The organism is Actinacidiphila yanglinensis (assembly GCF_900107965.1).
Classification (GTDB): Bacteria; Actinomycetota; Actinomycetes; order Streptomycetales; family Streptomycetaceae; genus Actinacidiphila; species Actinacidiphila yanglinensis.
In genome coordinates this window covers 310,551-336,992 of record NZ_FNVU01000003.1, presented here as the reverse complement: position 1 = coordinate 336,992, position 26,442 = coordinate 310,551, and the positions used below count along the sequence as shown (strand labels likewise).

Genomic DNA, 26,442 nt, shown 5'->3' with positions numbered 1-26,442 from the left:
AGAACAGCAGCAAGAGAGGACGCCGCATGGCGAAGCGCGGTGACGAACTGCGGAAGCACATCCTGTGGGCGGCGAAGGACGTCTTCCTGGAGATGGGCTTCGAGCGCGCGTCGATGGACGTGGTGGCCGCGCGTGCCGAGACCTCGAAGCGGACCCTGTACGCGCACTTCGAGAGCAAGGACAACCTCTTCCTCGCCGTCGTCGACCTGGTGCGCGAGCTGTACCTCGACAAGCTCAGGACGCCCGCGGACTACAGCGACGACACCGCGGAGGCGGTCGTCCTGTTCTGCGGGCGCTTCCTCCAGATGCTCCTGTGGTCGCCCACGCTGCGCACCTCCCGGCTGGGCATCGCGGCGGCCGACCGGCAACCCGACGCGGCGGCCCGCTACTTCGACGCGATCTTCACCACCGTCCACGAACGCCTGGCCGCGTTCCTCACCGAACGCCACCGGATGTCCCCCGCCGCCAGCGCCGCGGTCACCGACGAGTTGCTCGGCCTCACCGTCTACCCGCGCTTCGCCCGCGCCCTGTTCGGCGTCGAGCAGCCGCGCGACGAGGCACCGGACGAGACGGCGATCGCTACCGACCTGGACCTGGCCCCGATCCGCCGGGCGGTCGCCGCGCACCTGCCGTAGCCGCGCCCGCGGTCCCGCACGACGGGCCCGGGAGGAGCGGGCGGCGGGCGCCCCCTCTCCCGGGCCCGGTGCGCGTCAGGCCAGCTTCAGCGTCGGCTTGTACATGTCGAGCCACAGCGCCAGGTCGAGGGTCCGCTCCAGGCCGCGGCGCGACGCCTGCATGATCTGCGGGGTGTCGATCCGGACCAGCTGCTCCATCCGCTTGCGGCTGATGAGGTCGAACACCGGGTGGCCCGGCCGGGACAGCACCTCCTTGACGTGGCCCTGGAGGGCGACCGCGTAGGCCGGGTCCTGGGTGGAGGGGTACGGGCTCTTCACCCGGTCGTAGACCGAGCGCGGCAGCACGTCCGCGGTCGCCTCGCGCAGCAGGCTCTTCTCACGGCCGTCGAAGGACTTCAGGGCCCAGGGGGCGTTGTAGACGTACTCCACCAGGCGGTGGTCGCAGAACGGCACCCGCACCTCCAGGCCGACCGCCATGCTGGCGCGGTCCTTGCGGTCGAGCAGCACCCGCACGAAACGGGTCAGGTGCAGGTAGCAGAGGGTGCGCATCCGGAACTCGAAGTCGCTCTCGCCCGGCAGCCGTTGCACCTCGGCGGAGGCCGTGGCGTAGGTGTCCCGCACGTAGCCGTCCAGGTCGAGGCTGCGGGCGAACTCCTCGGTGAGGACGCTCTCGTCGTCCCCGAAGTGCCGCGCGAAGCTGGTCAGCCAGGGGAACGTGGTGCACGCGCGGGCGTCGGGGTCGAAGAACTGGAGGTAGCCGCCGAAGACCTCGTCGGCGGACTCCCCCGACAGCGCCACCGTGGAGTGCTCGCGGATCGCCTTGAACAGCAGGTAGAGCGAGGCGTCCAGGTCGCCGAAGCCCGCGGGCACGTCCCTGGCGCGGATCACCTGGGAGCGGACGGCGGGGTCGGCGAGCTGGTCGGAGTCGAGCACGATGTCCTGGTGCTCGGTGCCTGAGGTGCGGGCCACGTCGTGCACGTACGGGGTGTCGGGGGTGAGCCGCAGCTCGTCGGCGACGAAGTTCTCCGCCTGCCCGACGAAGTCCACCGCGAAGCTGCGTACGGTCTCCCCCGACTCGCCGAGCCGGCGGGCGGCCAGCGCGGTCATCGCGGACGAGTCCAGGCCGCCGGACAGCAGCGTGCAGCGCGGCACGTCGGCGACGAGCTGCCGGCGCACGATGTCCTCCAGCAGGGTACGGACGTGCGCGATCGTGGCCTGCCGGTCGTCGGTGTGCGGCCGGGTCTCCAGCGACCAGTACGGGCGGGCGCGGACGCCGCCGCGGTCGACGGTCACCACCGTCCCCGGCTCCACCTCGCGCATGTTGTCCCAGAAGGCGTGCCCGGGGGTCTTGACCAGGACCAGCAGTTCCCGCATGCCGTCGAGGGACACCGTCCGCTCCGCCAGCGGGTTGGCCAGGATCGCCTTGGGCTCGGAGCCGAACAGCACGCCGTCGGCGGTCGGTTGGTAGTAGAAGGGCTTGATGCCCATCCGGTCCCGGATCATCACGAGCCTGCTCACGCGGTCGTCCCAGATCGCGAAGGCGTACATCCCGTTGAGCCGTGTCGCGACGTCCTCGCCCCACTCCAGGTAGCCGCGCAGCACCACCTCCGTGTCCGAGTCGGTGGTGAAGTGGTGCCCGCGGCCGACCAGTTCGGCGCGCAACTCGGTGAAGTTGTAGGTCTCCCCGGAGTAGACCATGGCGACCGTGCCGCCCTCGGCGTCGATACTCATCGGCTGGCGGCCGCCGGGCAGGTCGATGATGGCGAGCCGGCGGTGGCCGAGCGCGGCCGGTCCGCTGATCCACGTGCCCCGGTCGTCGGGCCCGCGGCAGGACATGGTCTCGGTCATCGCGTCGACGACGGGCCGCTGCGTCGCCAGGTCACGCTGGTAGGAGATCCATCCGGTGATTCCGCACATGCGTCTTCTCCGTCCACTCGCGCATCGCAATGCGCCCGCAACACGAATTCATGTGTATTGAGCACCTAAACGGATGGTCGGCCCGCCGCCGGACGCTCGTCAACGGGGACCCGGCCGGAGGCGGGTGTAAGAGGCAACTTCTGGTCATCATGCGAGTGGCCTGCATGAACGCCTCGTCGGCCGCGGATCGATGACCCTCCGTCGAGGGCATGGTCATGACTTTGCGACCCCTTGGCGCACCCGGGCCCGAAAAGCGGAGGAATGCGTTCCACGGCGCGGTTCGTATACACCGTCCCGGCGCCCGGGCCAGGACGGGGCCGGCGCGGACGGGCCACTCGCGCCGCCGGGACCGCCCGGCAAACGGCCGAATCCCTGCCGGTACGTCGCCGCGGGCATCCCCGGCGCGGCGGACAGGGCACGCGTCGAGCGGGGTCGGGCCGGCAGCGGTGTCAGGGGCGCCCGGCGGCGAAATGGCGGCGCACGACGTCGACGACGGCCGCCTCCTCGCCCGAGGCGATCGCGTCCAGCAGCACGCAGTGCTCGGTGGCGTCGGCGACGAGCCCCGCGCCCGCGGCACCGCCCTTGCGCTGCGCGGCGCTCGCGGGCCACTGCGCCCGCCGGTGCAACTCGTCGGCGACGGCGACCAGATGGAGGTTCCCGGAGAGGTCGAGGACGGCGCGGTGGAAGGCGCGGTCGGCCTCGGCGTAGGCGGCGCGGTCGCCGCCGACGGCGGCCACCAGCGACTCGTCGGCCAGCGGCCGCAGCCGCTCCCAGCGGGCGGCGGGCACGCTGCGGGTGAGCCCCAGGACCACCGGGGCCTCCAACAGGGCTCGCACCTCCGCCAGTTCGGCGAGGTCGCGCGCGGTGTGCTCGGCGATCCGGAAACCGCGGTTGGGCAGCACCTCCACGGCGCCCTCGCGGGCGAGGAGTTGCATCGCCTCGCGGACCGGGGTGGCGGAGACGCGGTACCGCTCGGCGAGCGCCGGGGCGGAGTGCACGGTGCCCGGCGCGAGCCGCCCGGAGACGATCGCGGCGCGCAGCGCGTCGAGCACCTGGTCCCGTACGGACAGCCGCTCCGGCAGGCGCGCGGGCGGCTCCGTGGGCGCGGCTCGCTCCACCGTGTCCTGCCCCTCTCCACAACTGTCCCGGTCCACCGCCGACCCGGTGGCCCTTCCGGACGTGCGTCCACCGCCGCGTCCGGGTCCACCTCGGGCCTCCGCCGACCGGGACGCGCGCCGGCCTCCCGACACGCTCACCCGTTCGGCGTACAGCGGTCAGCGTAAACCCTCATCCGTGCCGCTAAGGTAAGCCTTACCATGCTTGCGACCAGCGCTTCGTACGCCCGGCTGTCCGCGGTCTTCCCGGATCTGCGCGTCACCACCGCTCCCCCGCCGTCCGGCACGGGCTGGATCGGCGCGCGCGATCTGGCGGAGGGCGGCGCGGCGCTGGCGGCGTACGTGACGAACACCACGGCCGAGCTGACCGGGGACAGGGGCCGCCCGCCGCGACCGGACGTGGCGGCGACCCTCGCCCTGCACCGGTACCTGTGGCCGGCGTGCCTGCTCTTCACGGTGCCGTGGTTCCTGCACGGCCGGGTGCCGCGGCTGCCGGTCGACGACGTGGCCTTCCACCCGGCCACCGGGCAGGTGACGGTGCGCACCCGGTCGTTCGGGTGCCTGCCGGACGATCCGGCCGCGACCCTGCCGGGCGCGCGGTCGCTGCCGCACCCGGCCGCGCTGCGCGACGAACTGCGGGCCGCCGTGGCCGAGCACGCCGCGCCGGTGCTCGCCGGCTTCGGTCCGCTGCTGCGGCGCGGGCGGCACGCGCTGTGGGGCATGGTCACCGACGAGATCACCGAAGGGCTCTGGTACGTCGGCCGGTTGTTCGACCAGGAGGAGCGCGCGAGGACCGAGCTGGCCGCCCTCCTGCCGGGCCGCACGCCCCCGTTCGCGGGCGGTGCGGGCTTCCGCCGGACTACGCATTCTGACGGACCGTCATGTGATACGGACGGCGCGGCGCCGTCGCGCACGCGTCTCACCTGCTGTCTTTACTACACCATCAGTCCCACCGACACCTGCACCACCTGCCCCCGGCGGCGGGTACCGGACCGGATCGACCGCCGCGCGTCCGCGGCGTGACCGACCGCGCTACGATCACGCTCAACTCAGCCGTTCTGGCACGCGAGTTCGAGCACCTCGGAACCCGTAAGCGTGCTCTTGTGCCGTAACGTCTGCACCCACCAACGCTCTGCACGATGATGGCGGTCGTAAGCAGTCCCCACGACCCGAGCGCGACGGAAGCGACACGAGGAATCGCATATGAGAATCACCGACATATCGCTGGACTGGATGATCTCGGCCGGCATCGGCCTGATCGTCCTCGCGGCTTGCGTCTTCGTCTTCCGCAACCGCCGCACGTCCGGCGACAGCACCGCCCAGACCGATTCCTGGGAGCGCAGCGAGGAGCGGCGGCGGCGCAAGGAAGCGGTCTACGGCAGCGCCTCGTACGTGCTGCTGTTCTGCTGCGCCGCGGTGGCCGCCGCGCTGTCGTTCCACGGCCTGGTCGGCTTCGGTCGGCAGAACCTCGGCCTGGGCAACGGCTGGGAGTACCTCGTGCCGTTCGGCCTGGACGGGGCGGCGATGTTCTGCTCGGTGCTGGCCGTCCGCGAGGCCAGCCACGGTGACGCCGCGCTCGGCTCGCGCATGCTGGTCTGGCTGTTCGCCGGGGCGGCGGCCTGGTTCAACTGGGTGCACGCGCCGCGCGGTGTGGAGCACGCCGGCGCCCCGCAGTTCTTCGCGGGCATGTCGCTGTCGGCCGCGGTGCTCTTCGACCGCGCGCTCAAGCAGACCCGCCGGGCGGCGCTGCGCGAACAGGGCCTGGTGCCGCGGCCGTTGCCGCAGATCCGGATGGTGCGGTGGCTGCGCGCCCCGCGCGAAACCTACGGCGCCTGGTCGTTGATGCTGCTGGAGGGCGTGCGGTCGCTGGACGAGGCGGTCGAGGAGGTCCGCGAGGACAAGCGGCAGCGCGAGCAGAACGACCTGCGGCGCCGCGACCACGACCGGATGGAGCGGGCGAAGATCAAGGCCCTCACCCGTCAGGGGCGGCCGTGGCCGCGCGGCGGCCGGGGTGGCCGCCAGGTGGAACTGCCCCCGACCGGGGCGCCGGGCGGCGGCCAGGCCGCTTCGGAGCCCGCGATATCCGCCTCGGCCGAACTGCCGTCCGGCGAGCTGCCGGTGCGGGCGCGCCCCGCGCTGCAGCCGGTCCGCGAGGAGGCGCCGTCCACCGGCTCCGCGCGCGACCCGTTCGCCACCAGGACCGGTTCCGACCCCGGGTCGCCGGCGACCGAGTCCGCGTCGCGCCCGACGATCGACCTGATCGCCGAGGACGACACGCTGACGCTTCCCCGGCTGGACTCCCTGGAGCGCAAGCTCGAGGACCTGGAGCGCCAGTTCGGCTGAGCAGGAGACCGAGCAGCAGAAACGGTGCGGCGGCGTGATCGCCGGGCGACGCAGGTCCGCCCGGGGTCACGCCGCTTCCGCGTTGAGTTCGAACCACACCGCCTTTCCCCCGGCGGCACACGGCTGCACGCCCCAGTCGTCGGCCAGCGCGTCGACCAGCAGCAGCCCGCGGCCCGACGTGCCGTAGTCGTCGGCCGGTCCGGCGCCGTGCCGCGGCAGGCGCGGCGTGGGGCGGCGGGCGAGGGTGTCGACGACCTCGACCCGCAGCCGCGGCCCGAGCCTGCCGGGACCCGGTGCCGGGTCCGGCCCGGGTTCCGCGCCCACGACCGCACGCGTCCTTACCTCCGGGAACACGCCGGGCGAGAGCGTCGCGGTCAACACCGCTCCGCCGCCGGTGTGCTGGAGTGCGTTGGTGAGAAGTTCGGTGGCCAGTAGCTCCGTTGTGTCCACCAGTGCGGCCACGCCCCACTCCCGCAGGCTGTCCCGAAGGATCCTGCGAGTCTCGGCCACCGCGGGCAGATCCGCCCGCCGTACCGCGCGCCGCAACCGGTACCCCGTGATATTCGTCCTGCTTCCCCCGTTCAACCAGGTCCGTATCCCCTGTCGATAGGCATGCCCACCCCGGATGCGTCCACTCATCCGATGGCTTGACAGGTCCCCGACGTGCCATCAGATTTCGCCATACCTCCGATGTCTACTCGGTGGAACTCTTGACACCCCCGGACCCGCCCGCCACTGTGTGGCGCACTCATCCCCTGTGTTTCACGGATGTTGCGCCGCTTGTGTCGTCTGTTCCGCTGCCCTCGGGAGGGGCCGTGCACTCACAGCACCGCGCATTCGGACTTCGCCGAATGAGCAGAATGATCCGACCACCCGCTCTGGTCGCCGCCGCGCTCCTCACGGCCGGCCTCCTCGTCCCCGTCGCCGCCGCGCCGCCCGCCGCCGCCGCGAGCGCCACCACCGCGTGGCAGAACGGGAGTTTCCACCTCGACACCCCGAACGTCGTCCGCCGCTCGGACATCGTGCTCGGCGCGCCCAACACCCAAGGCGCCCAGTCGCTGCCGCTCGGCAACGGGTCGCTGGGCGTGGCCGCGTGGGCCGCCAACGGATTCACCGCCCAGCTCAACCGGGCCGACACCCTGCCGGGCCGCAAGTCCCCCGGGCAGGTGCAGATCCCGGGCCTGTCGAAGCTCACCGGCGCCTCCGACTTCAAGGGCACCCTCGACCTCTACACCGGGGTGCTCAGCGAGTCCGGCGGGGGCATGACCCTCAAGGCATGGGTGTCGGCGACGAAGGACGAACTCGTCGTGGACGTCACCGGCGCGGATCCCGGCACGGCCCAGTCCGCGACGGTCGGCCTCTGGTCCGGCCGCAGCCCGCAGGCCGCCGCGTCCGGTGCGATCGGCACGCTCGCCGAGACCTGGGTGGACAACCAGGAGGCGGGCAACTCCGGCCGCACCTTCGGCTCGCTCGCCGCGCTGTCGGCCGGCGGCCGCAACGTCTCCACCCAGGTCGTCAGCAGCACCCAGGTGAAGGTGAACTTCACCCCGAACACCGACGGTTCGTACCGGGTGATCGTCGGCGCGCCGACCTGGACCGGGGGGAACGCGGCGAGCACCGCCTCGGCCCTGCTCGGCTCCGACGCCACCGCCACGGAGTCGTCGCTGCTGTCCTCGCAGCAGTCCTGGTGGGCCGGTTACTGGGCGAACAGCGGACTGCTGGAGGCGAACTCCTCCGACGGCCAGGCCCAGTACATGGAGTCCCTGCGCACCATCTACCTGTTCATGGAGGCCGCGTCGATGCGCGGCACCATCCCGGGCAGCCAGGCCGGCGTGGCCGACATGTTCAACTTCGGCCAGGACCAGCAGGCGTGGACCCCGTCGGCGACCTGGCTGTGGAACCTGCGCACCCAGATCTCGGCGAACATGAGCACCGGCAACTTCGCCCTCAACACGCCGATCTTCAACCTGTACCAGAACAACCTCAGCGCCATCGAGGCATGGACGAAGCAGCAGATGGGCGGCCTGCCCGGCGCCTGCGTACCCGAGGTGATGCGGTTCAACGGCAACGGCGGCGACCCGGGTGCGGGCGCCAACGCGGCCTGCAGCGAGCCCGGCAGCCCCAACTGGAACGCGCTCGACATCACCTCGGGCGCGGAGATCAGCCTCTACGTCTGGCAGCAGTACCAGGACACCGGCGACCTCAACTTCCTGCGGACGTACTACCCGTTGATGAAGGACTCGGCGACCTTCCTGCTGGCGTACCAGAAGGTCGGCTCGGACGGGAAGCTGCACGCGGTCGCCAACGCGCACGAGACGCAGTGGGCCGTGCAGGACCCGACCACGGACCTCGCCGCGGACGCCGCGCTGTTCCCGGTGGTGGTGCAGGCCGCGCAGCTGCTGGGCACCGACACCTCGCTCCAGTCCCAACTGACGACCGCCGAGGGCCAGATACCGGCCTGGGCGCGGACCGACTACGGCCGCACCCAGGTGCTCGCGCCCTCCGCCGACGCCTCGAACAACGACGTCATCGCGTACTCCTACCAGCCGACCGCGCAGATCAGGAACGGCGAGAACATCGACCTGGAGCCGGTGTGGCCGTACGACCTGATCACCGACGATCCCGGCACGCTGCACGACCTGGCGGTGCGCAGCTACAACCACCGGCAGTTCACCGGCGGCAACGACTGGAGCATGGACGCGATCGACGCGGCCCGGCTGGGGCTGTCCAGCGAGGTCGCCGCGCGGCTGGTGTCCATCACCGAGAGCCACCAGGTGTACATCAACGGCCTGTCCGACCTGGGCAGCACCGTCGGCACCGAGGGCTACATCGAGCAGGTCTCCGGCGTGGCCACCGCGCTGGACGAGGCCCTGGTGCAGGACTACGACGGCACCCTGCGGATCGCGCCGGCCTGGCCGAGCGGCTGGGACGTCAGCGGCACCGTGTCGGTGCAGGGCAGCACCAAGGTCGACGTCCAGGTGCAGAACGGCACCCCGGTCACGGTCGCCATCCAGGCCGGCTCGTCGCGCACCATGAAGGTCCGCAGCCCGTGGCCGGGCCAGGCCGTCCAGGTGGTCAACAGCTCCAGCAACGCGGTGGTCGTCCCCTCGACCACGGCGAGCACGATCAGCGTGCCGGTCACCTCCGGCCAGTCCTACCTGGTCGAGGAGGTGGGCTCCCCCACCACGTCCCTGCCCTACGCACAGGTCTCGGGTACGCCCGCGACGGCCGCGAAGCACCTGGGCAACGTGCAGATCGGCCTGGACACCGCCGGCGCCACCACCCCCGGTGACGGCTCGGTGATCTCCCTGAAGGCCCACGCCAACGGCGACTACGTCACCGCGGACGACGCCGGCGCCTCGCCGCTGATCGCCAACCGCACCGCGATCGGCCCCTGGGAGCAGTTCGACCTGGTGGACGAGGGCGGCGGCTATGTCGCGCTGCGAGCCCACGCCAACGGCAAGTACGTCACCGCCGACGACGCCGGTGCCTCGCCGCTGCTGGCGAAGGTGGACTCCGTCGGCACCTGGGAACAGTTCCAGCTCGTCCACAACGGCGACGGCAGCGTCAGCCTCAAGGCCCGGATCAACGGCGACTACGTGACCGCAGAGGACGCCGGCGCGTCGGCGCTGATCGCCAACCGCACTTCGATCGGCCCGTGGGAGGAGTTCGACCTGATCAACGACTGAGCAACGCCCCTTCCGGGGGCAGGACATCCCGTGCCGCGCCCGCGAACTTCCTCACGGGCGCGGCACGTTGCGCAGGTTGGAGCGGGCGAGCTGGACCATCTTGCCGACCCCTCCGTCCAGTACGGTGCGGCCCATCGACAGCGCGAAGCCGCCGATCTGCTCGCCGGTGACCTTCGGCGGGATGGACAACGCGTGCGGGTCCGTCACCACGTCGACCAGCGCGGGCCCCTTGTGCCGGAACGCGTCCTTGAGCGCCTTGGGCAGGTCCTTCGGCTTCTCCACCCGCACCCCGTAGGCGCCCGCCGCCTGCGCGATGGCGGCGAAGTCCGGATTGTGGTTCGTGGTGCCGTAGGCGGGCAGTCCCTCGACCATCATCTCCAACTCCACCATGCCGAGGGAGGAGTTGTTGAACAGCACCACCTTCACCGGCAGGTCGTACTGCACGAGGGTGAGGAAGTCGCCCATCAGCATGCTGAATCCGCCGTCGCCGGACATCGACACCACCTGCCGCCGGCGGTCGAGGAACTGCGCGCCGATCGCCTGCGGCAGCGCGTTCGCCATCGAGCCGTGCGAGAACGACCCGATCACCCGCCGCCGCCCGTTGGGCGTCAGATAGCGCGCCGCCCACACGTTGCACATGCCGGTGTCGACGGTGAACACCGCGTCGTCGTCGGCCAGTTCGTCCAGCACCGACGCCACGTACTCCGGGTGGATCGGCACGTGCCGGTCCACCTTGCGGGTGTAGGCCTTGACGACACCCTCCAGCGCGTCGCTGTGCTTCTTCAGCATCCGGTCCAGGAACTTGCGGTCCTCCTTCTCCCGCACCTTCGGGATCAGGCAGCGCAGCGTCTCCCCCGCGTCGCCCCACACCGCGAGGTCCAGCTTCGATCGCCGCCCCAGGTGCTCGGGCCGCACGTCGACCTGGACGAGGGTCACGTCGTCCGGCAGGAAGGCGTTGTACGGGAAGTCGGTGCCCAGCAGGATCAGCAGGTCGCACTCGTGCATCGCCTCGTACGCGGCGCCGTAGCCGAGCAACCCGCTCATGCCGACGTCGAAGGGGTTGTCGTACTGGATCCACTCCTTGCCGCGCAGCGCGTGCCCCACCGGGGACTTGATCTTCTGCGCGAGGGCCATCACCTCGTCGTGCGCGCCCGCCGTGCCGCTGCCGCAGAACAGGGTGACCCGCTGCGCGCGGTCCACCAGCCGGGCCAGTTCGTCGATCTCGGCGTCGCCGGGGCGGATCGCGGGGCGCCGGGTGACCAGCGCGTGCTCCTCGGTGCGCTGCGGCGCCTGATGCGCGGCGATGTCACCGGGCAGCGCGATCACGGACACCCCGCCCTGCCCGACCGCGTGCTGGATCGCGGTCTGGAGCACCCGGGGCATCTGGGCGGCGTTGGAGACCAGTTCGCTGTAGTGGCTGCACTCCTGGAAGAGCCGGTCCGGGTGGGTCTCCTGGAAGTAGGTGGTGCCGATCTCGCTGCTCGGGATGTGCGAGGCGAGCGCCAGCACCGGCGCCATCGAGCGGTGCGCGTCGTACAGCCCGTTGATCAGGTGCAGGTTGCCCGGCCCGCAGGAGCCCGCGCAGGCCGCCAGCCGCCCGGTGAGCTGGGCCTCCGCGCCCGCCGCGAAGGCGGCGGTCTCCTCGTGCCGCACGTGCACCCACTCCACGGCACGGCTGCGGCGCACCGCGTCCACCACGGGGTTCAGGCTGTCGCCGACCACCCCGTAGAGGCGCTCCACCCCCGCGCGCGCCAGGATGTCGACGAACTGCTCCGCCACCGTCTGCTTCGCCATGGTGACCATCTCCCCACGGATGGGGCGATCACGCATCCCAGACGGTCACCACCGTACGGTCGTCGGCGTAGCCCTTCACCCGGGTCTGGGTGTCCGCCAGGAAGGCCGCGAGGCCCGGCGGGCGGCCCTGTCCCCAGCGCTCGGCGAGGTGCGCGGCGAGCTGCGGCTCGCCCCGCAGCGGTTCCGCCAGTCCGGCGCTGCACATCAGCAGCGCGTCACCCGGCTGGGCGACGGTGGCCCGGAACCGGAACGGCGCGGACGCCTCGTCCGGTGCGAGGTCGAGATCCTGCCAGGCCCCGTCCCGGACACGGAACAGGCCGCCCTCGCCCACCCCGAAGAACAGCCGGATCCGGCACTCCGGGTCGGCGGGCAGCAGCAGGCAGCGCACCGAGGCGGTGTACGCGCCCTCGTCCAGCCCGAGGTCCTCGCCCCGGGCGCGCAGCCTGCCGTAGCAGCGGTCGGTCAGCCGGTGCAGCCCCGACTTCAGCGAGCCCCGGCGCGCGGCCCGCAGGTCGTCGGCGAGCCTCGCCCGGCTGCGGCCCACCGCGCCCGCGATCCACCGCACCGCGTCCTGCGCGGCCCGGTGCGCGTCGTCGGCCCCCCGCGCCCCGCTCGCCATCGCCACCAGCAGCAGCGCGCCGTCGCCGGAGCCGAAGCGCGCGGTCAGCAGCGCGTCCCGGCGCGGCTGGCCGCGGTAGCGGGCGGAGTCGCCGCGCACCGCCGCGGTCCGCAGCGTCAGCGCGCCGTACGCCGCGCCGTCCAGCACGGTGTCGGGGACGAGCGCGTCCAGCCCGTCCGGGTCCGCCTCCGGCCACGCGGTCGGCTCGGGCCCGTACGTCGGCGGGCCGCCGCCCACCACCCCGACCTCCGCGCCGGCGTCCTCCGCGACCTGTACGGGCTCAGCCGCGGGCACCCAGCCCGGCGGCAGCTCCGGCGCCCAGCGCACGTCGCCCTCCGCGAAGACGGTCGCGCCGGGCGCGTGGCCCGGGGCCGGCTCATCTGCGGCTGACGGTACGTCACGTTGCTGGCTGGGAAGCTGCGTTGGAGCCTCAGCAGGCAATACGTCCTGCGGGGGGACGTCGGTCCGGGCCGGACCGGCGTCGGGGGGCGCCTCGGTCACGGGGACCAGTGGGGGTTCGGGAGCCTCGGCGGGTGCGAGGGGTTCGGGCGCTTCCGAGGACGCCGCGGCTTCCTCCACGGGAGACGCGTCGGGAACGTCGGGCGCGGCGGGCGGTTCCTGCGGCGGGTCCGGCTGCCGCGCGACCAGGTCCGACCAGCCCTCGGCCGGCGCGGGCGCGGTGGGTTCGGCGGGGTTGGGGGACCGCGGCGCCTCGGTACGCGGGGTGACCCACGCGTCCCAGGGCCGGGCGGGCGGCGGGTCGTGGGCGTCCGTGAGACGCGGGTCGGGCGGCGCGGGCACGGGCTCCGCGGCGGGCGCGAGCTCGGCTTCGGGCACGGGCGCGGCCTCGGACGCGGGCGCGGCCTCGGACGCAGGCCCGGGTTCGGCCTCGTACGCGACGGCGAAGGGGACGTCGGCGGCGACTTCAGGTCCGGGTGCGGGCTCGGGTGCCGGTGACCGTACGGGCTCAGGCGCGGGTACGGGTTCGGCGTACGCGCGCGCCCCTGCTTCCGGCTCCGGCGCCGCGCTGATCTCCGTTACCGGCGCCTCGTCGTCCACGCGCTGGGGTGGCGCCTGCTCGACCGGAGGCGCGAGCGGTTCGTCCGCAACGGCCGGCGGCTGGACGTCGAACGGCTCAGGCTCCCACCGGGGCTCCTCCGCTTCCGGCTCCCACCGGGGCTCCTCCGGCTGCGGCTCCCACCGAGATCGGGGTTCCGGCTCCGGCACGGGCTCCCGCTGCTCGGGCATGGGTGCCGGCTCCGCGAAGGTCGGCGCCGCCACCCACGGGTCCCAGGCGGGCGGGGACGAGGGCGCCGAGGGCGCGTCGCGGGGCGCGGGCGGCGGGGGCGCCGAGTGGGCCGGGCGCTGCCACGACGGCGGAGGGGGCGGCGGGGTCGGCCGCCGCAGCCGCAGCGTCTCCGTCCGGGGCGGAGGCGGTGGCGTCATCGCGTTCAGCGCCGAGTCGAAGTGCGCGTCAAGGGAGTCGTTTCCGGCGCCCGAGGCTCCGGCGGCGACCTCCTCGTCGTACAACTGCCGCCACCAGTCGTCCTCTTGGCTCCCACGCGCGTCGCCCTGCTGGCTCATGCCCCTATTGTCCACCGCCAGGCGGACCGGGAAACGCGAAACGCCGGGCGGGACCGGCGCGGCGGGAACGGGCCGACCCGGCGCGCGGGGTCCGCCGGTGATCTCCGTGCAGGACATCCGCTGCGAGACGGATCACAGTGGCGGAGGAGTCCGGAAGGAGGAAAGTATGTGCACGGCGGGAAACCGCCGCGGCTCATTCCCGCCATGCCGTCGCCGACGGCGGCAGGCGGCCCCCCGTCGCCCATCCAAGGAGGGGCCTCGTTGCTCGGCGCCATCGGCCTCGACGAAGCACAGGAATCGGCGTATCGCGCCCTGGTGGCGCTCGGTGCGGCCGAACTCGGCCAGCTGGCTGACCGGTTGGGGCTGTCCGAGGAGGACGCGGCCCGGCTGCTGCGGCGGTTGGAGGGGCACGGCCTGGTCGCCCAGTCGTCCGCGCGCCCCGGCCGCTGGGTGGTCGCCCCTCCCTCGGTCGCGCTGTCCGCGCTGCTCACCAGCCGGCGGCACGAGTTGGAGCAGGCCGAGCTGGCCGCGACCGTGCTCGCCGCCGAGTTCCGCGCCGAGGCGGCCGAGCCGGCCGCGCACGACCTCGTCGAAGTGGTGACCGGCGCGAGCGCGGTGGCGCAGCGCTTCCTGCAGCTCCAGTTCGGGGCCGAGCGCGAGGTGTGCGCCCTGGTCACCGGCCAGCCCGTCGCGGTCACCGGGACGGACAACGACGCGGAGGCCGACGCGGCGAACCGCGGGGTGGAGTACCGCGTGGTGCTGGAACGGGAGGTCGTCACCGGACGGACCGGCCTCGCCGAGGTGGCCGCGGCGCTCGACCGCAACGAGCAGGTGCGGGTGGTGGACCGGGTGCCGACGAAGCTGGTGGTGGCCGACCGGAAGCTGGCGATGGTGCCGCTGGGCCTCCGCGCCGAGCCGGCGGCGCTCGTGGTGCACGCCAGCGGCCTGTTGGAGGCGCTGATGGAGCTGTTCGAGGGCGTGTGGCGGCAGGCCATGCCGCTGCGGACGGACCCGGGCGGCAGCTTCTCCGAGGACGTGTCGGCGCAGCCCGACAGCACGGATCTGCGCATCCTGTCGCTGCTGCTGGCCGGCCTGACCGACTCCTCCACCGCCAAGCAGCTCGACCTCGGCCTGCGCACGGTGCAGCGGCGGGTGAAGCGGCTGATGGAGATCGCCGGGGTGTCCACCCGCCTCCAGCTCGGCTGGCACGCGTACGAGCGCGGCTGGATCGCGCGCGACGGCTCCTGACCCGGCGCACGGTCCGCTATGGGGCGAGCCGGACCGGTTCGTACCCGGTGGCCGGACGCGATCCGGTAACACCGCCGCCTCGGGCGCGCCGCCGAACGGCGAACGGGGCCGGATTCCGGCAGGGTGGCTCTCATGGGGACCGCACAGGTGATCCTGATCGGGGCGGTGATGCTGCTCGGTGTCGTCGGCGTGGCGGCCCCCGGCGTACCCGGGACCCTGCTCTGCTGGGCCGCGGTGCTGTGGTGGGCCACCTCGGAGCACACCACGCTGACCTGGGGTGTCCTCGCGGGGGCCACCGGGCTGCTGCTGGTCGCCCAGATGGTGGTCTGGCTGCTGCCGCCCCGGCGGATCCGCGACTCGGGCGTGACCTGGCGCACGGTGATGACGGCGACCGGGGTGGCGGTCCCCGGCTTCTTCGTGCTCCCAGTGGTGGGCGCGCCGCTCGGCTTCGCCGGGGCCGTCTACGTCCACGAGCGGCTGCGGCTCGGCGGCGGGCACCGGACCGCGTGGACGGCGACCCGCCGGGTGATGCGGACGGTCGGCTGGTCGGTCCTGGTCGAGCTGATGGCCTGCCTGCTGGTCGCGGGCGCGTGGGTCTGGGCGGTGGCCGCCGGCTAGACCCGGCCGCACGGTGCCCCGGTGGGGCGCGCCCCGCACGACGCAGGACCCGCCCCCCCTCGTGGCGGGCGCGCCCGGGCGTGCGCGGGTGTACCACGGTGCGCCCGGGTGCGCCCGGATCGGCATCCGGGCGGCTCCGGCACCGGCGGTGTCAGTGCACCGGCCGCTCGACCCCCCAGCTGATGATCTTGTACGGGTGGATCCTGATCAGCTCCGGGCTCATGTGCTCGCCGTACTCGTGCGGACCCTCCACCTGCTCCGCGGTGCCGCGGATCTCGACACCGCGGGCGGTGCGGGGGTCGCCGGGGCGGGACATGTCGTCCACCACCAGGGACACGTTCGGGTTCGCGGCGACATTGCGCCACTTCTTCGACGTGCCCATGGCGAAGCCGCCGATGTCCACCGCGCCGTCCTCCCGCAGGAAGTACCCCACCGGGTTCGCCTGCGGGCGCCCCTTCGCGTCCACCGTGGCCAGCCGCCCGAGGAACTGCGCGCGCAGATAGGCCAGTTCGGCCTCGTTCAGTTCGGTCCGTGCGCTCTTGGTCGTCATACCGCTATCCTCGCGCGGCATGCCCGGCGCGGCATCAGGCGCTCGGCTGAAGGGACCCCGTCCCAAGACCTAGGGCGACGGCGGTACGGCCGCCGCCGCGCACGGCGATTCCCCGGGCCGGAGACCCCGGATCACCCGGAACGCGCCGAGAGAGCGCTCTCATTCCGCCGCGCCGACCCGATACGCTGTGGGCAACGAGAAATGGTCCGGAAATTTTCGTTATCCGCGTGCGAAGGAGCCCTCCGTTGTCCGACCCCAGCTTCGCGCCCCGCCCCACGCTGGAGGCCGTGGCCGCACGGGCCGGGGTGTCCAGGGCGACCGCTTCCCGCGTGGTCAACGGCAGCGAGGGGGTGCGCGCGCCGCTCGCCGAGCGGGTCAAACGGGCCGTCGACGAGCTGGGCTACGTCCCGAACCAGGCCGCCCGAGCCCTGGTGACGCGGCGGAACGACGCCATCGCGGTGGTCGTGGCCGAGCCGGAGACGCGGTTTTTCGCCGACCCGTTCTTCGCCCAGCAGGTGCGCGGCATCAGCCGTGAACTGACCCTGTACGACAACCAGTTGGTGCTGCTGCTCACCGAAGGTGCCGCGGACTACGAGCGGGTGGGCCGCTATCTGGGCGGCGGCCACGTCGACGGCGCGCTGATCTTCTCGCTGCACGACGACGACACGCTGCCCGCGCTGGCCCGCCGGGCCGGGGTGCCGACGGTGATAGGCGGCCGCCCCGACTGGTCCGACGGCGACACGCTGTACGTCGACTGCGACAACCGCGGCGGCGCCCGCGACGCGGTCCGGCACCTGCTGAACCTGGGCTGCCGCCGGATCGGGCACATCGCCGGACCGCTGGACCAGACCGCTTCCGTCGACCGGCTCGACGGATTCCGCGACGCGCTGCCGGACATCGATCCGCGGCTCGTCGCCGAGGGCGACTTCACGCCGGACGGCGGCTCCCGGGCGATGGCCCGGCTGCTGGACGACTTCCCGGACCTGGACGGGGTGTTCGCGGCGTCCGACGTCATGGCCTCAGGGGCGCTGCGGCTGCTGCGCACCCGGGGGTGCCGGGTGCCGGAGGACGTGGCGGTGGTCGGCTTCGACGACATCGTGTCGGTCGCCGAATGGACCGACCCGCCGCTGACCACGATCCGGCAGGACATCGAGGAGATGGGCCGGATGATGGCGCGGCTGCTGCTGCGCCGGATCGAGTCGGGCGCGGCGGGGGCGGACGCGCCGGCGCTGTCGTCCATCGTGACGCGCACGCAGCTGGTGGTGCGCGCCTCGGCGTGACGGCCCGACCCGGGCGCTCCATCCCCCGTGCACCCGCACCGCCTTGCATATCGTCATATCGACCGTTCCCGCCAACTTCGCTTCAAGAAGGTCCCGTTGGGAAAGAGGTTGAGACCTCTTCACGACGGGAAGGTCACGATCGGGCAGCGAACGTGACGGTGCGGTGAAGACCGCGCGGAGGTGAGGAGGCCGTGGCATGGCGTACAGCGTGATTCTGGGGGTCGTGATCGTGGCGCTCGTCATCGCCGGGGTCATCGGTTCCTTCTGGAGCGAGGGAAGTCCGATCGCGATCCGGCGCCGCCACGGGCGTGACGGCGGCGCCGGATGAGGCGCCCCGGCGCGAGGGCCGGGTGGGGGCGAGCCGCCGGTCAGTAGACCCGGCGGTGGCCGCCGCCTCCGCCGCGCTTGCGCTCGTACATCTCCCGGCCGGCCGCCGAGCGCTGCTTCCACTCCCGGCGCATCTCCGCCCGCAGCCGCTGGTCGGTGCGCGAGGCGATCCAGGCGTTCTCGCGCAGCAGCTTGCGGTAGCTGTCGAGGCGGCGTGGCGACAGGGTGCCGTCCTCCAGCGCGGCGAGTACCGCGCAGTCCGGCTCGGCCCGGTGCGAGCAGTCCGGGAAGCGGCACTGCCCGGCCAACTCCTCGATCTCGGCGAAGACCTGACCGAGCCCGCTCTCGGCGTCCCACAGCCCGACCCCGCGCAGCCCCGGGGTGTCGATGACCACCCCGCCGCCGGGCAGGGGCACCATGTCCCGCGTGGTCGTGGTGTGCCGGCCCTTGCCGTCGGCGTCCCGGGTGGCCTGCACCTCCTGGACCGACACTCCGGCCAGGGCGTTGGTGAGCGTCGACTTCCCGGCGCCGGACTGCCCGAGCAGCACCGTGCTGCCCCCGGCGAGCACCTCGTGCAAGTCGTCGAGCCCTTCACCGGTCTCCGCGCTCGCCACCACCACCGGCACCCCGGGCGCGGCGGCGACCGCGTCCGCGAGCAGGTGCGTGGTGTCCGGCACCAGGTCGGCCTTGGTGAGCACCACGAGGGGCTCGCCGCCGCTCTCCCAGGCCAGCGACACGAACCGCTCCAGCCGGCCCAGGTCCAGCTCGGCGGCGAGCGAGACGCACACCGCCACGTGGTCCAGGTTCGCCGCCAGCACCTGGCCCTCGGAGCGCTTCGACGAGGTGGACCGCACGAACCGGGAGCGCCGCGGCAGCAGCTCCCGTACGAACCGGGGGTCGCGGCCGGCCGGGTCCAGCGCGGCCCAGTCCCCGGTGCACACCACGCTCATCGGGTCCTTCGGCACGACGTACTCCGTGTCGGCGCGCACCAGACCCTCGGCCGTGAACACGTCGCACAGCCCACGATCCACCCGCACCACCCGCCCGGGCACCCACCCGCGCTCGGCGTACGGCACGAACTCCGCCTCCCACACGTCGTCCCAGCCGAAGGGCACCAGGGCATGCGAGGAGTCGTCACGAAAAGAGAAAGACAAGGGAAACCCTTCAAGCGGGTGGCCCCGGCGCCGCGCGCCACGCGCGGCGAAGCAGAAGAGAGGTCAGCCGGAGACCACGGAAGTGAACTGCACGAACAGCTGAATGCGGGCAACGCCCATCACGAAGACAGCCATCGGGTCACACCTCCCAGATCACACACACGACCGACGCGGCCACCCCAGCGGGGCGCCGCTCTGCGAACACCCGCACCGTAGCGCCTCCCCCGCGGGGGCCGCCACCGGATTGATCCCCTGAGTCGATCCGGCGGGGGCGCCCGCTCAGGCGTGGCGGACCTCGACGAGTTCGAGGAGGTTGTCCTCGGGGTCGTGGACGTAGGCGTAGCGCATGCCCGGGGAGGCGCCGGGGGCGGGTGGCGAGACGGTCCGGGCGCCGCAGTCCGCGGTCAGGTGGGTGAACGCCGCGTCGAGGTCGGGGACCTGGAGCGCGAGGTGGCCGAAGGTGCGGTCGGCCGCGGCTGCCAGCGGGTCGGGGTGGGAGACGGGGCGGGACCCGGTGCGCTCGATCAGCTCGACGCGCAGGCCGCGGCCGTCGGACAGGACGGCGGTCCGCACGCCCGCCTCGGGCAGTTCGACGCGCTCCTCGACCCGGTCCAGGCCGAGGGCGGCGCCGTACCAGCGTTCCAGGGCGGCCAGGTCGGCCACCGAGAGGCTGACGTGATGGAACCGGGCGTCGGGGAATCGCATGGAGTACCTCCGAGGTTAATGATATTTACCTGGTGAATACTGTTAACCTTACGGACGTGACTCCCCCTGTCAAGCGACCCAGCGGCCGGCACCACGGCAATCTCCGGCAGGCCCTGGAGGAAGCGGCGCTGGAACTGGTCGCCGAGCGCGGGCCGCACGGCTTCACCCTGGCCGAGGCGAGCCGCCGGGCCGGGGTCAGCGTCGCCGCCCCCTACAAGCACTTCGCCGACCGCGACGCCCTGCTCGCGGCACTGGCCGAGCGCGGCTACCGCGAGCAGCGCGCCCGCTTCACCTCGGCCATGGCCCGCGCCGGCGACCCGGTCGAGCGGCTGGCCGCGTTCGCGGCGGCCTACGTGCGCTTCGCCGTGGAGGACCGCGCCCTGTTCGACATCACCTTCTCGGCGGGGCTGGACAAGGCCGCGCACCCGGGGATGGCCGCCGCCGGCGAGGAGTTGCTGGCCGCTTTGCTGCCGGTCGCCGGCGGCGTCACCCCCGGCCGGGACGCGGCCTACGACCTGCTGCTGCGCGTGGCGTCCGCGGCGCACGGGATCGCGCTCTTCCTCCGGCAGGGCCTGTTCGGGGTTTCCGGGGACACCGTCGAGGCCACCGCGGAACGGGCGGCGCGGACCGCGCGGGAGATCGCCGACGCGGCGAGCTGACGTTCACATACATGAGCATCGGTCACTGATCTGAAGATTTTGCCGTTCGACTTCTTGTCACCGGGCACGGCTCGCCCGAGGTTGGGTCCGTGACAATCTCTCTGACTCCACGACGCCTCAGGCGCACCCGCCTCACCACTCTCGCGGTGGCCGCCGCGGTCGCCGGAGCGACGCTGCTCGGCACCGGCCCGGTCAACGCGGCGACCCGGGCATCCGCTGACGGTGCGTCAGCGGATGCCCTGCCGATCGCGGTGCACCCGGACCAGCTCGGCAAGCAGCTGAACGCCGGCTTCGTCGGCTTCTCCTTCGGCGCGGCCACGGTCGCGTCGGACAGCTACGCCGACACGGACTTCGCCGGCTACCTGCGGACGCTGGGCCCCCACGGGGTGATCCGGGTCGGCGGCAACTCCGGTGACGCCACCTTCTGGACCTCCACCGGGGAGGCCGCGCCGTCCTGGGCGACCAGCGGCACCATCACCCCCGACAAGCTGCGCCACCTCGCCACCATCGTGCGGGGCGCCGGCTGGAAGATGATCCTCGCGGTCAACCTCAAGCACCCGGACCCGGCCAGGGCCGCGGACGAGGCCACGTACGCGCGGCAGATCCTCGGCGACTCGCTGCTGGCGATCGAGATCGGCAACGAGCCGAACTTCTACTACAGCACCCCCGCCGCGTACTACGCCGACTTCGAGTCCGACGCCGCCGCGATCGAGCAGGCCGTGCCCGGCGTGGGCATCACCGGCCCGGACGCCGAGACCAACCACAGTTCGTGGCTCGGCGACTTCGCCGGGCTGGAGGCGGGCCACCCGGACGTCACCGAGATCTCCGACCACACCTACCCGGCCAGCACCTGCGGCGACTCGGTCGCGACCATTCCCGAACTGCTCGGCACCGGCTCGGTGCAGTACGAGACCGCCAACGCGCAGGCCGCGCTCGCCGCCGCCGCGCAGCTGGGCGTCCCGGCCGCGATGACCGAGACCAACTCCGTGGTCTGCGCCGGGACTCCGGGAGTGAGCGACGCCTTCGCCTCCTCGCTGTGGGCCCTGGACTACAACCTGCTGATCGCGCAACAGGGCATCGTCAACGCCGACTTCATGGACGGCACCAACGCCGCCGGCTGCGACCCCTACTCCCCGCTCTGCCCGGGCACCGGTGATCTGACCGCCGAGCCGGTCTACTACGGGATGCTCGCGACCGAACTCGTGGGCACCGGCCGCTTCGCCGCGCTGGACAACCCCGACGCGGCGGACGTCCGCGCGTACGCGCTGCGGAACGGCCACCGCCTGACCGTCGTGCTCGACGACGTCCAGGACCCGGCGGCGAACGGCGCGAAGACCGTCACGCTCGATCTCGGCGGTGACTTCGGCGCCGGACACCTCACCGCGCTGACCACCTCGTCCGCGGCGGGCCTGTCGGCGACGACCGGCATCACCCTCGGCGGCCAACAGGTCGGCGCGCACGGCGCGTTCGCAAAGCCGCGGTCCACTCCGGTGGCCGTGCACGGCCGGTCCGCGACCGTCACGGTGTCCGCGGGCAGCGCCGCGATCATCCAGTTCGGCTGAACCGCCCGGCCCACGGTCCGAAGCGGTGGCGCCGGGACGGCACCCGCTTCCGGCCCGGCGCCGGTGACGGCGGCGCCCGGTGCCGGCGGTGTCCGGTGCCGGCGGTGCCCGGTGCCGGCGGTGTCCGGCCGCACGACCCGCGGCCGGGCACCCGCCTGTCCCCCGGCCCGGCCCGGATCGGATCGGGCGCCGGGGTGGGCGACGCGTCAGCAGCCGTCGCTGCCCGCGGCCGGCACCACATCGGGGTGCAGCCCCAGCGTCGCGCGGAGGATCAGCGTCTCCGCCTGCACGGTGAAGGGCGAGGAGTAGGAGGTGTACTCGTAGCAACCGCCCTGGTGCAGGCCGCCGATGACGCCGACCACCTCGGTCCGGTGGGTGCCGGGCACCGTCGACAGCCAGGGGCTGCCGCTGCTGCCGCCCACGTAGCCATGGCAGTTGAAGCCGGGGGACCCGTCCGTGTACGTGACCGTGGTGGCGCAGTGGATCGGGAGGTCGTCGATGCCGGCGTTGTAGGCGACGTCGGTGACGGCCTGGCCGGCGCGCGGCGCGGTGCCGAGGACCTCGGCCCCGGTCACGTCCTGGATCGCGTTCGTACGGTGGCCCGTTGACCGGTCGGCGACCTGCAGGACCGCGTAGTCGTACCGCGGGTCCTGGCTGCTGCTCCACCGGGGGTCGACGTAGGCGTGGGTCACCGTCCATACCCCGTAAGGCGTTTGACCCGCGCGGTAGCCGGGGGCGAACTGCCAGCCGGCCGCGGTTCCCGAGACGCAGTGCGCGGCGGTCAGGAGGAGGTCGTGGCGGGGGCTCGCCACCACGCTGGCGGTGCAACCGTGGTTCTGGGCAAGTCCGTTGCGGAAGAGCGGGCCCACGGTGGACGTGCCGTCGAAGGCCGTCGCCGTGGGAGTCCCGGGTGGCGCGGGTGGGTCGGCCAGCGCGGGGCCGGCGGACAGCACCCCCACCGCCGCCAGCGCGGTCGCGAGCACGGTGAGCACCCGCGCGCGGGAGAACCTGACCATGTGTGGCCCCTTCGCTCGAACGGCCGGCCGCACCGGCCCCGGACTGCCGGGCCGCCGCTGCCGTGACACGACCGGGAACGCTACCCCGCAATCGCCTGGTGGAACAGGGGTGTTGGATCTTCCGCGGCGGGCGCGGACGGCATCCCGGGGCCTGAGGAGGCACCGGGGCCTTCCGGGGATGTCAGCGGGTGCCGGGTCCTCCGGACGCCGGACGGTCCGAACGGGACGGACGGGCTCAGTGCCGCCGAACTCAGGTCGTGGGCGTCCCGCGCCGGAGACGCGACTGGGGGCCGAGCCACTTCGCCGCGCGGCGTTCCGAGACGCCGGGCGCGTTCTCGACGAGGCCGGCGATGGTGGTCCTGGCCAGCTCGGCGCGCCAGGCGAGTTCGGCCTGGTGCATCACCTTGGCGATGCCGCACGGCCTGGTGCACTGCTGCGCGGTGAGGCCGACCGGACCCTGCTGCCGGATCTCGGTGCAGCGGAACATGGTCGCCTCGGACCTCATCGCCTGGACGACCTCGAGTGCCGTGATGCGGTCCGCCGGCCGGGCCAGGCGGTACCCGCCGCTCACCCCCGGGACCGAGGTGAGGATCCCCGCGGCGACCAACTGCTTGAGCGCCTTGGCCAGGTAGGGCTCGGGCAGGTCGAAGAACTCCGCGATGCGACGCCTCGGAACGGGGCTCTCGCCGTCGCTCTGCGCGAGGAGCCAGCAGCAGTGCAGCGCCCACTCGACCGTCTGAGGCATCTCCATGAGGCCAATCATAGACCTTCGACGTCCCTGTTATGCTCGGTTCGATTATCGACCACGAATGTCCACGATAAAGGAGGCGCCATGGCCGACACGCCGGCGAGCGTGTCCGCACGCACCGGGTGGTCCGTCGTCGCGCAGACCGGCGCGGCACTGGCCGCGGCGATGGGCGTGGGGCGGTTCGTGTTCACCCCGGTCCTGCCGCTGATGGAGGCGCAGGCCCATCTGCTGCCGTCCCAGGCGAGCACGCTCGCCACGAGCAACTACCTCGGCTACCTGCTGGGGGCCCTCCTCGGCGTCGCGGTGCCGTCGCTCAGCCGCACCCGGCTCGCCTCCCGGGTCTCCGGCGTCGTCCTGGTCGCCTCGCTGGCGGCGATGCCGCTGACCCACGACCTGGCGGCATGGGTCGCGATCCGCGGGATCGCCGGCCTGGCGAGCGCGGTGGTGTTCATGGTGGCGGGGAACACGATCCTCACCCGGCTGGCCGGCGCCCGCGCGCACGTCGTCGGCTGGGCGTACGGCGGGGTGGGCGCGGGCATCGCCGCGTCCGGGGTGCTGATCGCCGTCATCCGCTCGATCGGCGACTGGCAGGCGGCCTGGTGGTCCGCGGCGGGCCTCACCGCGCTGCTGCTCGCGCTCGGCTGGTCCGTCGGCGAGCCGTCGGCCGGGCGGGCTCCCGCGCCCGCGGCGACCAGGACACCGGACGGACCGCGGCACCACCGCTGGTTCGCCGTGCTGGCGGCCTCGTACTTCCTGGAAGGAGCCGGCTACATCATCGCCGGCACCTTCCTCGTCGCGGCCGTCACCGCGTCCGGCCCCGGCTGGCTGTCCAGCAGCGTGTGGACGCTCGTCGGCGTCGCCGCCGTCCCGTCCTGCGCGGCGTGGACCTGGCTCAGCACCCGCATGTCGCGGCCGACCCTGATCACCGGGGCACTCGTCCTCCAGGCGGTCGGCATCGCCCTGCCCGCCCTGACCGCGGCCGCACCGGCCGCGGTGGTCTCCGCGCTGCTCTTCGGGGCCACCTTCGTGGGCATCACCACGCTCTCCCTCGCCACCGGCCGCCACCTCCGGGTGCCGCGCGCCATCGCGATCCTCACCACGGGGTACGGCGTCGGACAGGTGGTCGGCCCGCAGGTCGTGGCGCCGACGCTCGGCAGCGGCTACCACACCGCGCTGCTGATCGGCGCCGGTCTCGTGCTGCTCGCCGGCGCCGGCGCGGCTCTCCTGCGGGTCCGCTTCCCTCACCACGGCGAGCCGCACCGCCACCACCGCCGCCCGCACGCCACCCGTCCGGTGCAGGAAGCGACGGCAGCGGAAGCCGCACGGGCGAAAGCGACGTAGGACGGGGCGGGTTGGGGCCGGGCGGACCGCGCGGGCGCCCGCGGCGCGCGGCCCGCGGGTACCGGGTGAGCTGCGGAAATCGCTGTCCCCCGACGGGAGCCCGGTGATAGACAGCCGGGGTGCAAACGACTCCCGACTTCCCCGACCTGCTGCGGCTGATCGACGAGCGCTCGACCGCCTTCCGTGCCGCGGTCGCCGCCGCGCCCGACCTCGACGCGCAGGTGCCGACCTGCCCCGAGTGGACGCTGTTCGACCTGGTGCGGCACCTGGGCGAGGGGCGCCGGGCCTGGGCCGCGACCGTCGCCGCCGGGCCGACCGCCACCTCCAAGGCCGTCCCGCAGGGTGCGCCGCCCGTACCCCGGGAGCGCGCGGCCCAGGTGGCCTGGCTGGCCGCGTCCACGGAGCAACTCCTCGACGCGCTGCGGGAGTCCGGCCCGGATCGCGGCTGCTGGACGTGGTGGGGCACCTCGCAGTCACCGCAGAACTGCGGCGCCGTCGCCCGGCACCAGCTCTACGAGATCGCGCTGCACACCTACGACGCCCAACTCACCATCGGCGCACCGCAGTCGCTGCCGCAGGAGGTGGCACTCGACGGCGTCGACGAGTTCCTGTCCACCTGTGTCGCGACGACGGTCGCCTGGCCGCACGCGCCGGCGACCGTCGACTACCACGCCACCGAGGGCCGCAGCTGGCGCCTCCGGCTCTCCGCCGAGGGCGCACAGGCCGCCCGCCTCCCCGCACCCGGCGCCGCGTCCGCGTCCGCGTCCGGCGCCGAACCGGGTACGCCCGACGCCTCCGCCCGCGGGACGGCCCACGAGCTGCTCATGACCATGTACGGCCGCCTCCCGGTGGACGTCCCCGCGCTCGACGGCGACCGGCGCGTGTTCGACCGGCTCGTGGCATGGGAACCGGAGTGAGCAGCACGCGACGGCCCGCCCCCTCCCCCGCCCCCGGGGCGTAGGGCCCCGGCGACCGAACGGCCACCCGCTCGCATCCGTCCTCGATTCCCCTTGCGTCACCATCTTGACAGGTGACGCAAGGGGTGCGAACGTATGTCGTGTCAGAGCCAGAGCGGTACGGCGAGAGGGCCGTCACCGACCGAGCGGAGGTCGACCATGGAAAGCATTCGCATCCAGGACAGCGCGGCGGCGGCACGGCAGGCGCGGTTCGGCAGGCTGCCGGCGCGCATCCGCGTCGAGGACATGGTCATGGAGACCCCGTCGGAGTCGCAGAACCCCGCGGCGGGCCAGTACTCCGCCGAGGCGTCGTGGGTCTCCTCGTCCTTCGGCGTCCTGGACCTGGGCCTCTGAACGAGGCGGGTCCGGCCCCCGGGCACCGCGTCGGACGGCGCCCGGCAGGACACCGCGGCACGCGGCGCACGGATCGCCGCGACACCGCCGCTGCTAAACTCGAGCGGGGCAGGCTCCTTACGCGGGACGATCGGCCGCCCCCATCACGCGAGGAGACCAGGCATGGCAGGTGACGACGACATCTCCGGGTGAGACCCGGAGCTGACCGGCCACCGGCAGGCGCGTACG

General features: G+C 73.3%; 23 protein-coding genes. 13 read left to right on the top strand and 10 right to left on the bottom strand.

The window, feature by feature from the left end; translation table 11 throughout:
- Positions 1–26 precede the first annotated feature (26 nt).
- Positions 27–635 (top strand): TetR/AcrR family transcriptional regulator, encoded by a 609-nt coding sequence (locus C4U44_RS08420; RefSeq protein WP_103885026.1) that lies wholly within the window; start codon positions 27–29, stop codon positions 633–635.
- Between the two features lie 75 nt (positions 636–710).
- Here the strand turns inward: C4U44_RS08420 and asnB are convergent, their stop codons facing one another.
- Together asnB and C4U44_RS08410 are read right to left on the bottom strand one after the other, a co-directional pair.
- Positions 711–2,552 carry an asparagine synthase (glutamine-hydrolyzing) gene (gene asnB, locus C4U44_RS08415; protein ID WP_103885025.1) on the bottom strand — a complete coding sequence of 614 codons (1,842 nt, stop codon included), beginning with the start codon at positions 2,550–2,552 and terminating at the stop codon, positions 711–713.
- Between the two features lie 449 nt (positions 2,553–3,001).
- Positions 3,002–3,670, bottom strand: coding sequence for a GntR family transcriptional regulator (locus tag C4U44_RS08410; protein ID WP_235031914.1), 669 nt, complete (start codon positions 3,668–3,670; stop codon positions 3,002–3,004).
- Between the two features lie 198 nt (positions 3,671–3,868).
- Between C4U44_RS08410 and C4U44_RS08405 the strand changes: the two genes are divergently transcribed.
- On the top strand, positions 3,869–4,690 hold the full coding sequence (locus tag C4U44_RS08405) for a (2Fe-2S)-binding protein (protein WP_103885023.1): 822 nt from the start codon (positions 3,869–3,871) through the stop codon (positions 4,688–4,690).
- Positions 4,691–4,870: 180 nt separating this feature from the next.
- Complete coding sequence (locus C4U44_RS08400) at positions 4,871–6,010, top strand: DUF2637 domain-containing protein (protein WP_103885022.1); 1,140 nt, start codon at positions 4,871–4,873, stop codon at positions 6,008–6,010.
- A 66-nt stretch (positions 6,011–6,076) separates the two neighbouring features.
- On the opposite strand, the gene C4U44_RS08395 is transcribed toward C4U44_RS08400, so the two are convergent.
- Positions 6,077–6,520, bottom strand: a complete 444-nt coding sequence (locus tag C4U44_RS08395; protein WP_407642805.1) for an ATP-binding protein — start codon at positions 6,518–6,520, stop codon at positions 6,077–6,079.
- Between the two features lie 350 nt (positions 6,521–6,870).
- Between C4U44_RS08395 and C4U44_RS08390 the strand changes: the two genes are divergently transcribed.
- Positions 6,871–9,699: a fascin domain-containing protein gene (locus tag C4U44_RS08390; RefSeq protein WP_103885020.1), complete on the top strand. Its 2,829-nt coding sequence runs from the start codon at positions 6,871–6,873 to the stop codon at positions 9,697–9,699.
- 51 nt (positions 9,700–9,750) lie between these two features.
- Here C4U44_RS08390 and C4U44_RS08385 read toward each other — a convergent pair whose 3' ends face one another.
- Complete coding sequence (locus C4U44_RS08385) at positions 9,751–11,493, bottom strand: pyruvate dehydrogenase (protein ID WP_103885294.1); 1,743 nt, start codon at positions 11,491–11,493, stop codon at positions 9,751–9,753.
- Between the two features lie 28 nt (positions 11,494–11,521).
- A complete protein-coding gene (locus tag C4U44_RS08380) occupies positions 11,522–13,696 on the bottom strand; it encodes a protein phosphatase 2C domain-containing protein (protein ID WP_103885019.1) in 2,175 nt (724 codons plus the stop codon).
- Between the two features lie 261 nt (positions 13,697–13,957).
- Here C4U44_RS08380 and C4U44_RS08375 point away from each other — a divergent pair, with 261 nt between their 5' ends.
- The gene (locus tag C4U44_RS08375; RefSeq protein WP_103885018.1) at positions 13,958–14,944 is read left to right on the top strand and encodes a helix-turn-helix domain-containing protein; all 987 of its coding nucleotides are present in this window, start codon (positions 13,958–13,960) and stop codon (positions 14,942–14,944) included.
- A gap of 132 nt (positions 14,945–15,076) precedes the next feature.
- Positions 15,077–15,562, top strand: coding sequence for a DUF456 domain-containing protein (locus C4U44_RS08370; RefSeq protein ID WP_103885017.1), 486 nt, complete (start codon positions 15,077–15,079; stop codon positions 15,560–15,562).
- A gap of 151 nt (positions 15,563–15,713) precedes the next feature.
- Here the strand turns inward: C4U44_RS08370 and C4U44_RS08365 are convergent, their stop codons facing one another.
- Entirely contained in the window at positions 15,714–16,112 is a 399-nt protein-coding gene (locus tag C4U44_RS08365) for a PPOX class F420-dependent oxidoreductase (protein WP_200823175.1), read from the bottom strand.
- A gap of 245 nt (positions 16,113–16,357) precedes the next feature.
- Between C4U44_RS08365 and C4U44_RS08360 the strand changes: the two genes are divergently transcribed.
- On the top strand, positions 16,358–17,392 hold the full coding sequence (locus C4U44_RS08360; RefSeq protein ID WP_103885015.1) for a LacI family DNA-binding transcriptional regulator: 1,035 nt from the start codon (positions 16,358–16,360) through the stop codon (positions 17,390–17,392).
- 196 nt (positions 17,393–17,588) lie between these two features.
- Entirely contained in the window at positions 17,589–17,720 is a 132-nt protein-coding gene (locus C4U44_RS43210) for a hypothetical protein (protein WP_265737314.1), read from the top strand.
- Positions 17,721–17,760: 40 nt separating this feature from the next.
- On the opposite strand, the gene rsgA is transcribed toward C4U44_RS43210, so the two are convergent.
- Complete coding sequence (gene rsgA / locus C4U44_RS08355; RefSeq protein WP_103885014.1) at positions 17,761–18,873, bottom strand: ribosome small subunit-dependent GTPase A; 1,113 nt, start codon at positions 18,871–18,873, stop codon at positions 17,761–17,763.
- A gap of 279 nt (positions 18,874–19,152) precedes the next feature.
- A complete protein-coding gene (locus tag C4U44_RS08350) occupies positions 19,153–19,578 on the bottom strand; it encodes a VOC family protein (RefSeq protein ID WP_103885013.1) in 426 nt (141 codons plus the stop codon).
- A 56-nt stretch (positions 19,579–19,634) separates the two neighbouring features.
- Here C4U44_RS08350 and C4U44_RS08345 point away from each other — a divergent pair, with 56 nt between their 5' ends.
- Both C4U44_RS08345 and C4U44_RS08340 read left to right on the top strand, forming a co-directional pair.
- Entirely contained in the window at positions 19,635–20,237 is a 603-nt protein-coding gene (locus tag C4U44_RS08345) for a TetR/AcrR family transcriptional regulator (protein ID WP_103885012.1), read from the top strand.
- 89 nt (positions 20,238–20,326) lie between these two features.
- Positions 20,327–21,799: a glycosyl hydrolase family 79 C-terminal domain-containing protein gene (locus tag C4U44_RS08340; protein ID WP_146088218.1), complete on the top strand. Its 1,473-nt coding sequence runs from the start codon at positions 20,327–20,329 to the stop codon at positions 21,797–21,799.
- Between the two features lie 206 nt (positions 21,800–22,005).
- Here C4U44_RS08340 and C4U44_RS08335 read toward each other — a convergent pair whose 3' ends face one another.
- On the bottom strand, positions 22,006–22,815 hold the full coding sequence (locus tag C4U44_RS08335) for a trypsin-like serine peptidase (RefSeq protein ID WP_103885010.1): 810 nt from the start codon (positions 22,813–22,815) through the stop codon (positions 22,006–22,008).
- A 250-nt stretch (positions 22,816–23,065) separates the two neighbouring features.
- Entirely contained in the window at positions 23,066–23,566 is a 501-nt protein-coding gene (locus C4U44_RS08330) for an RrF2 family transcriptional regulator (protein WP_103885009.1), read from the bottom strand.
- A gap of 81 nt (positions 23,567–23,647) precedes the next feature.
- Here C4U44_RS08330 and C4U44_RS08325 point away from each other — a divergent pair, with 81 nt between their 5' ends.
- The 3 genes from C4U44_RS08325 to C4U44_RS08315 all read left to right on the top strand — a co-directional run bounded on the left by C4U44_RS08325 (position 23,648) and on the right by C4U44_RS08315 (position 26,214).
- On the top strand, positions 23,648–24,904 hold the full coding sequence (locus tag C4U44_RS08325; RefSeq protein WP_103885008.1) for a YbfB/YjiJ family MFS transporter: 1,257 nt from the start codon (positions 23,648–23,650) through the stop codon (positions 24,902–24,904).
- A gap of 119 nt (positions 24,905–25,023) precedes the next feature.
- On the top strand, positions 25,024–25,821 hold the full coding sequence (locus C4U44_RS08320; RefSeq protein ID WP_103885007.1) for a maleylpyruvate isomerase N-terminal domain-containing protein: 798 nt from the start codon (positions 25,024–25,026) through the stop codon (positions 25,819–25,821).
- Between the two features lie 198 nt (positions 25,822–26,019).
- The gene (locus C4U44_RS08315) at positions 26,020–26,214 is read left to right on the top strand and encodes an FHA domain-containing protein (RefSeq protein WP_103885006.1); all 195 of its coding nucleotides are present in this window, start codon (positions 26,020–26,022) and stop codon (positions 26,212–26,214) included.
- The last annotated feature ends 228 nt before the right edge of the window (positions 26,215–26,442 follow it).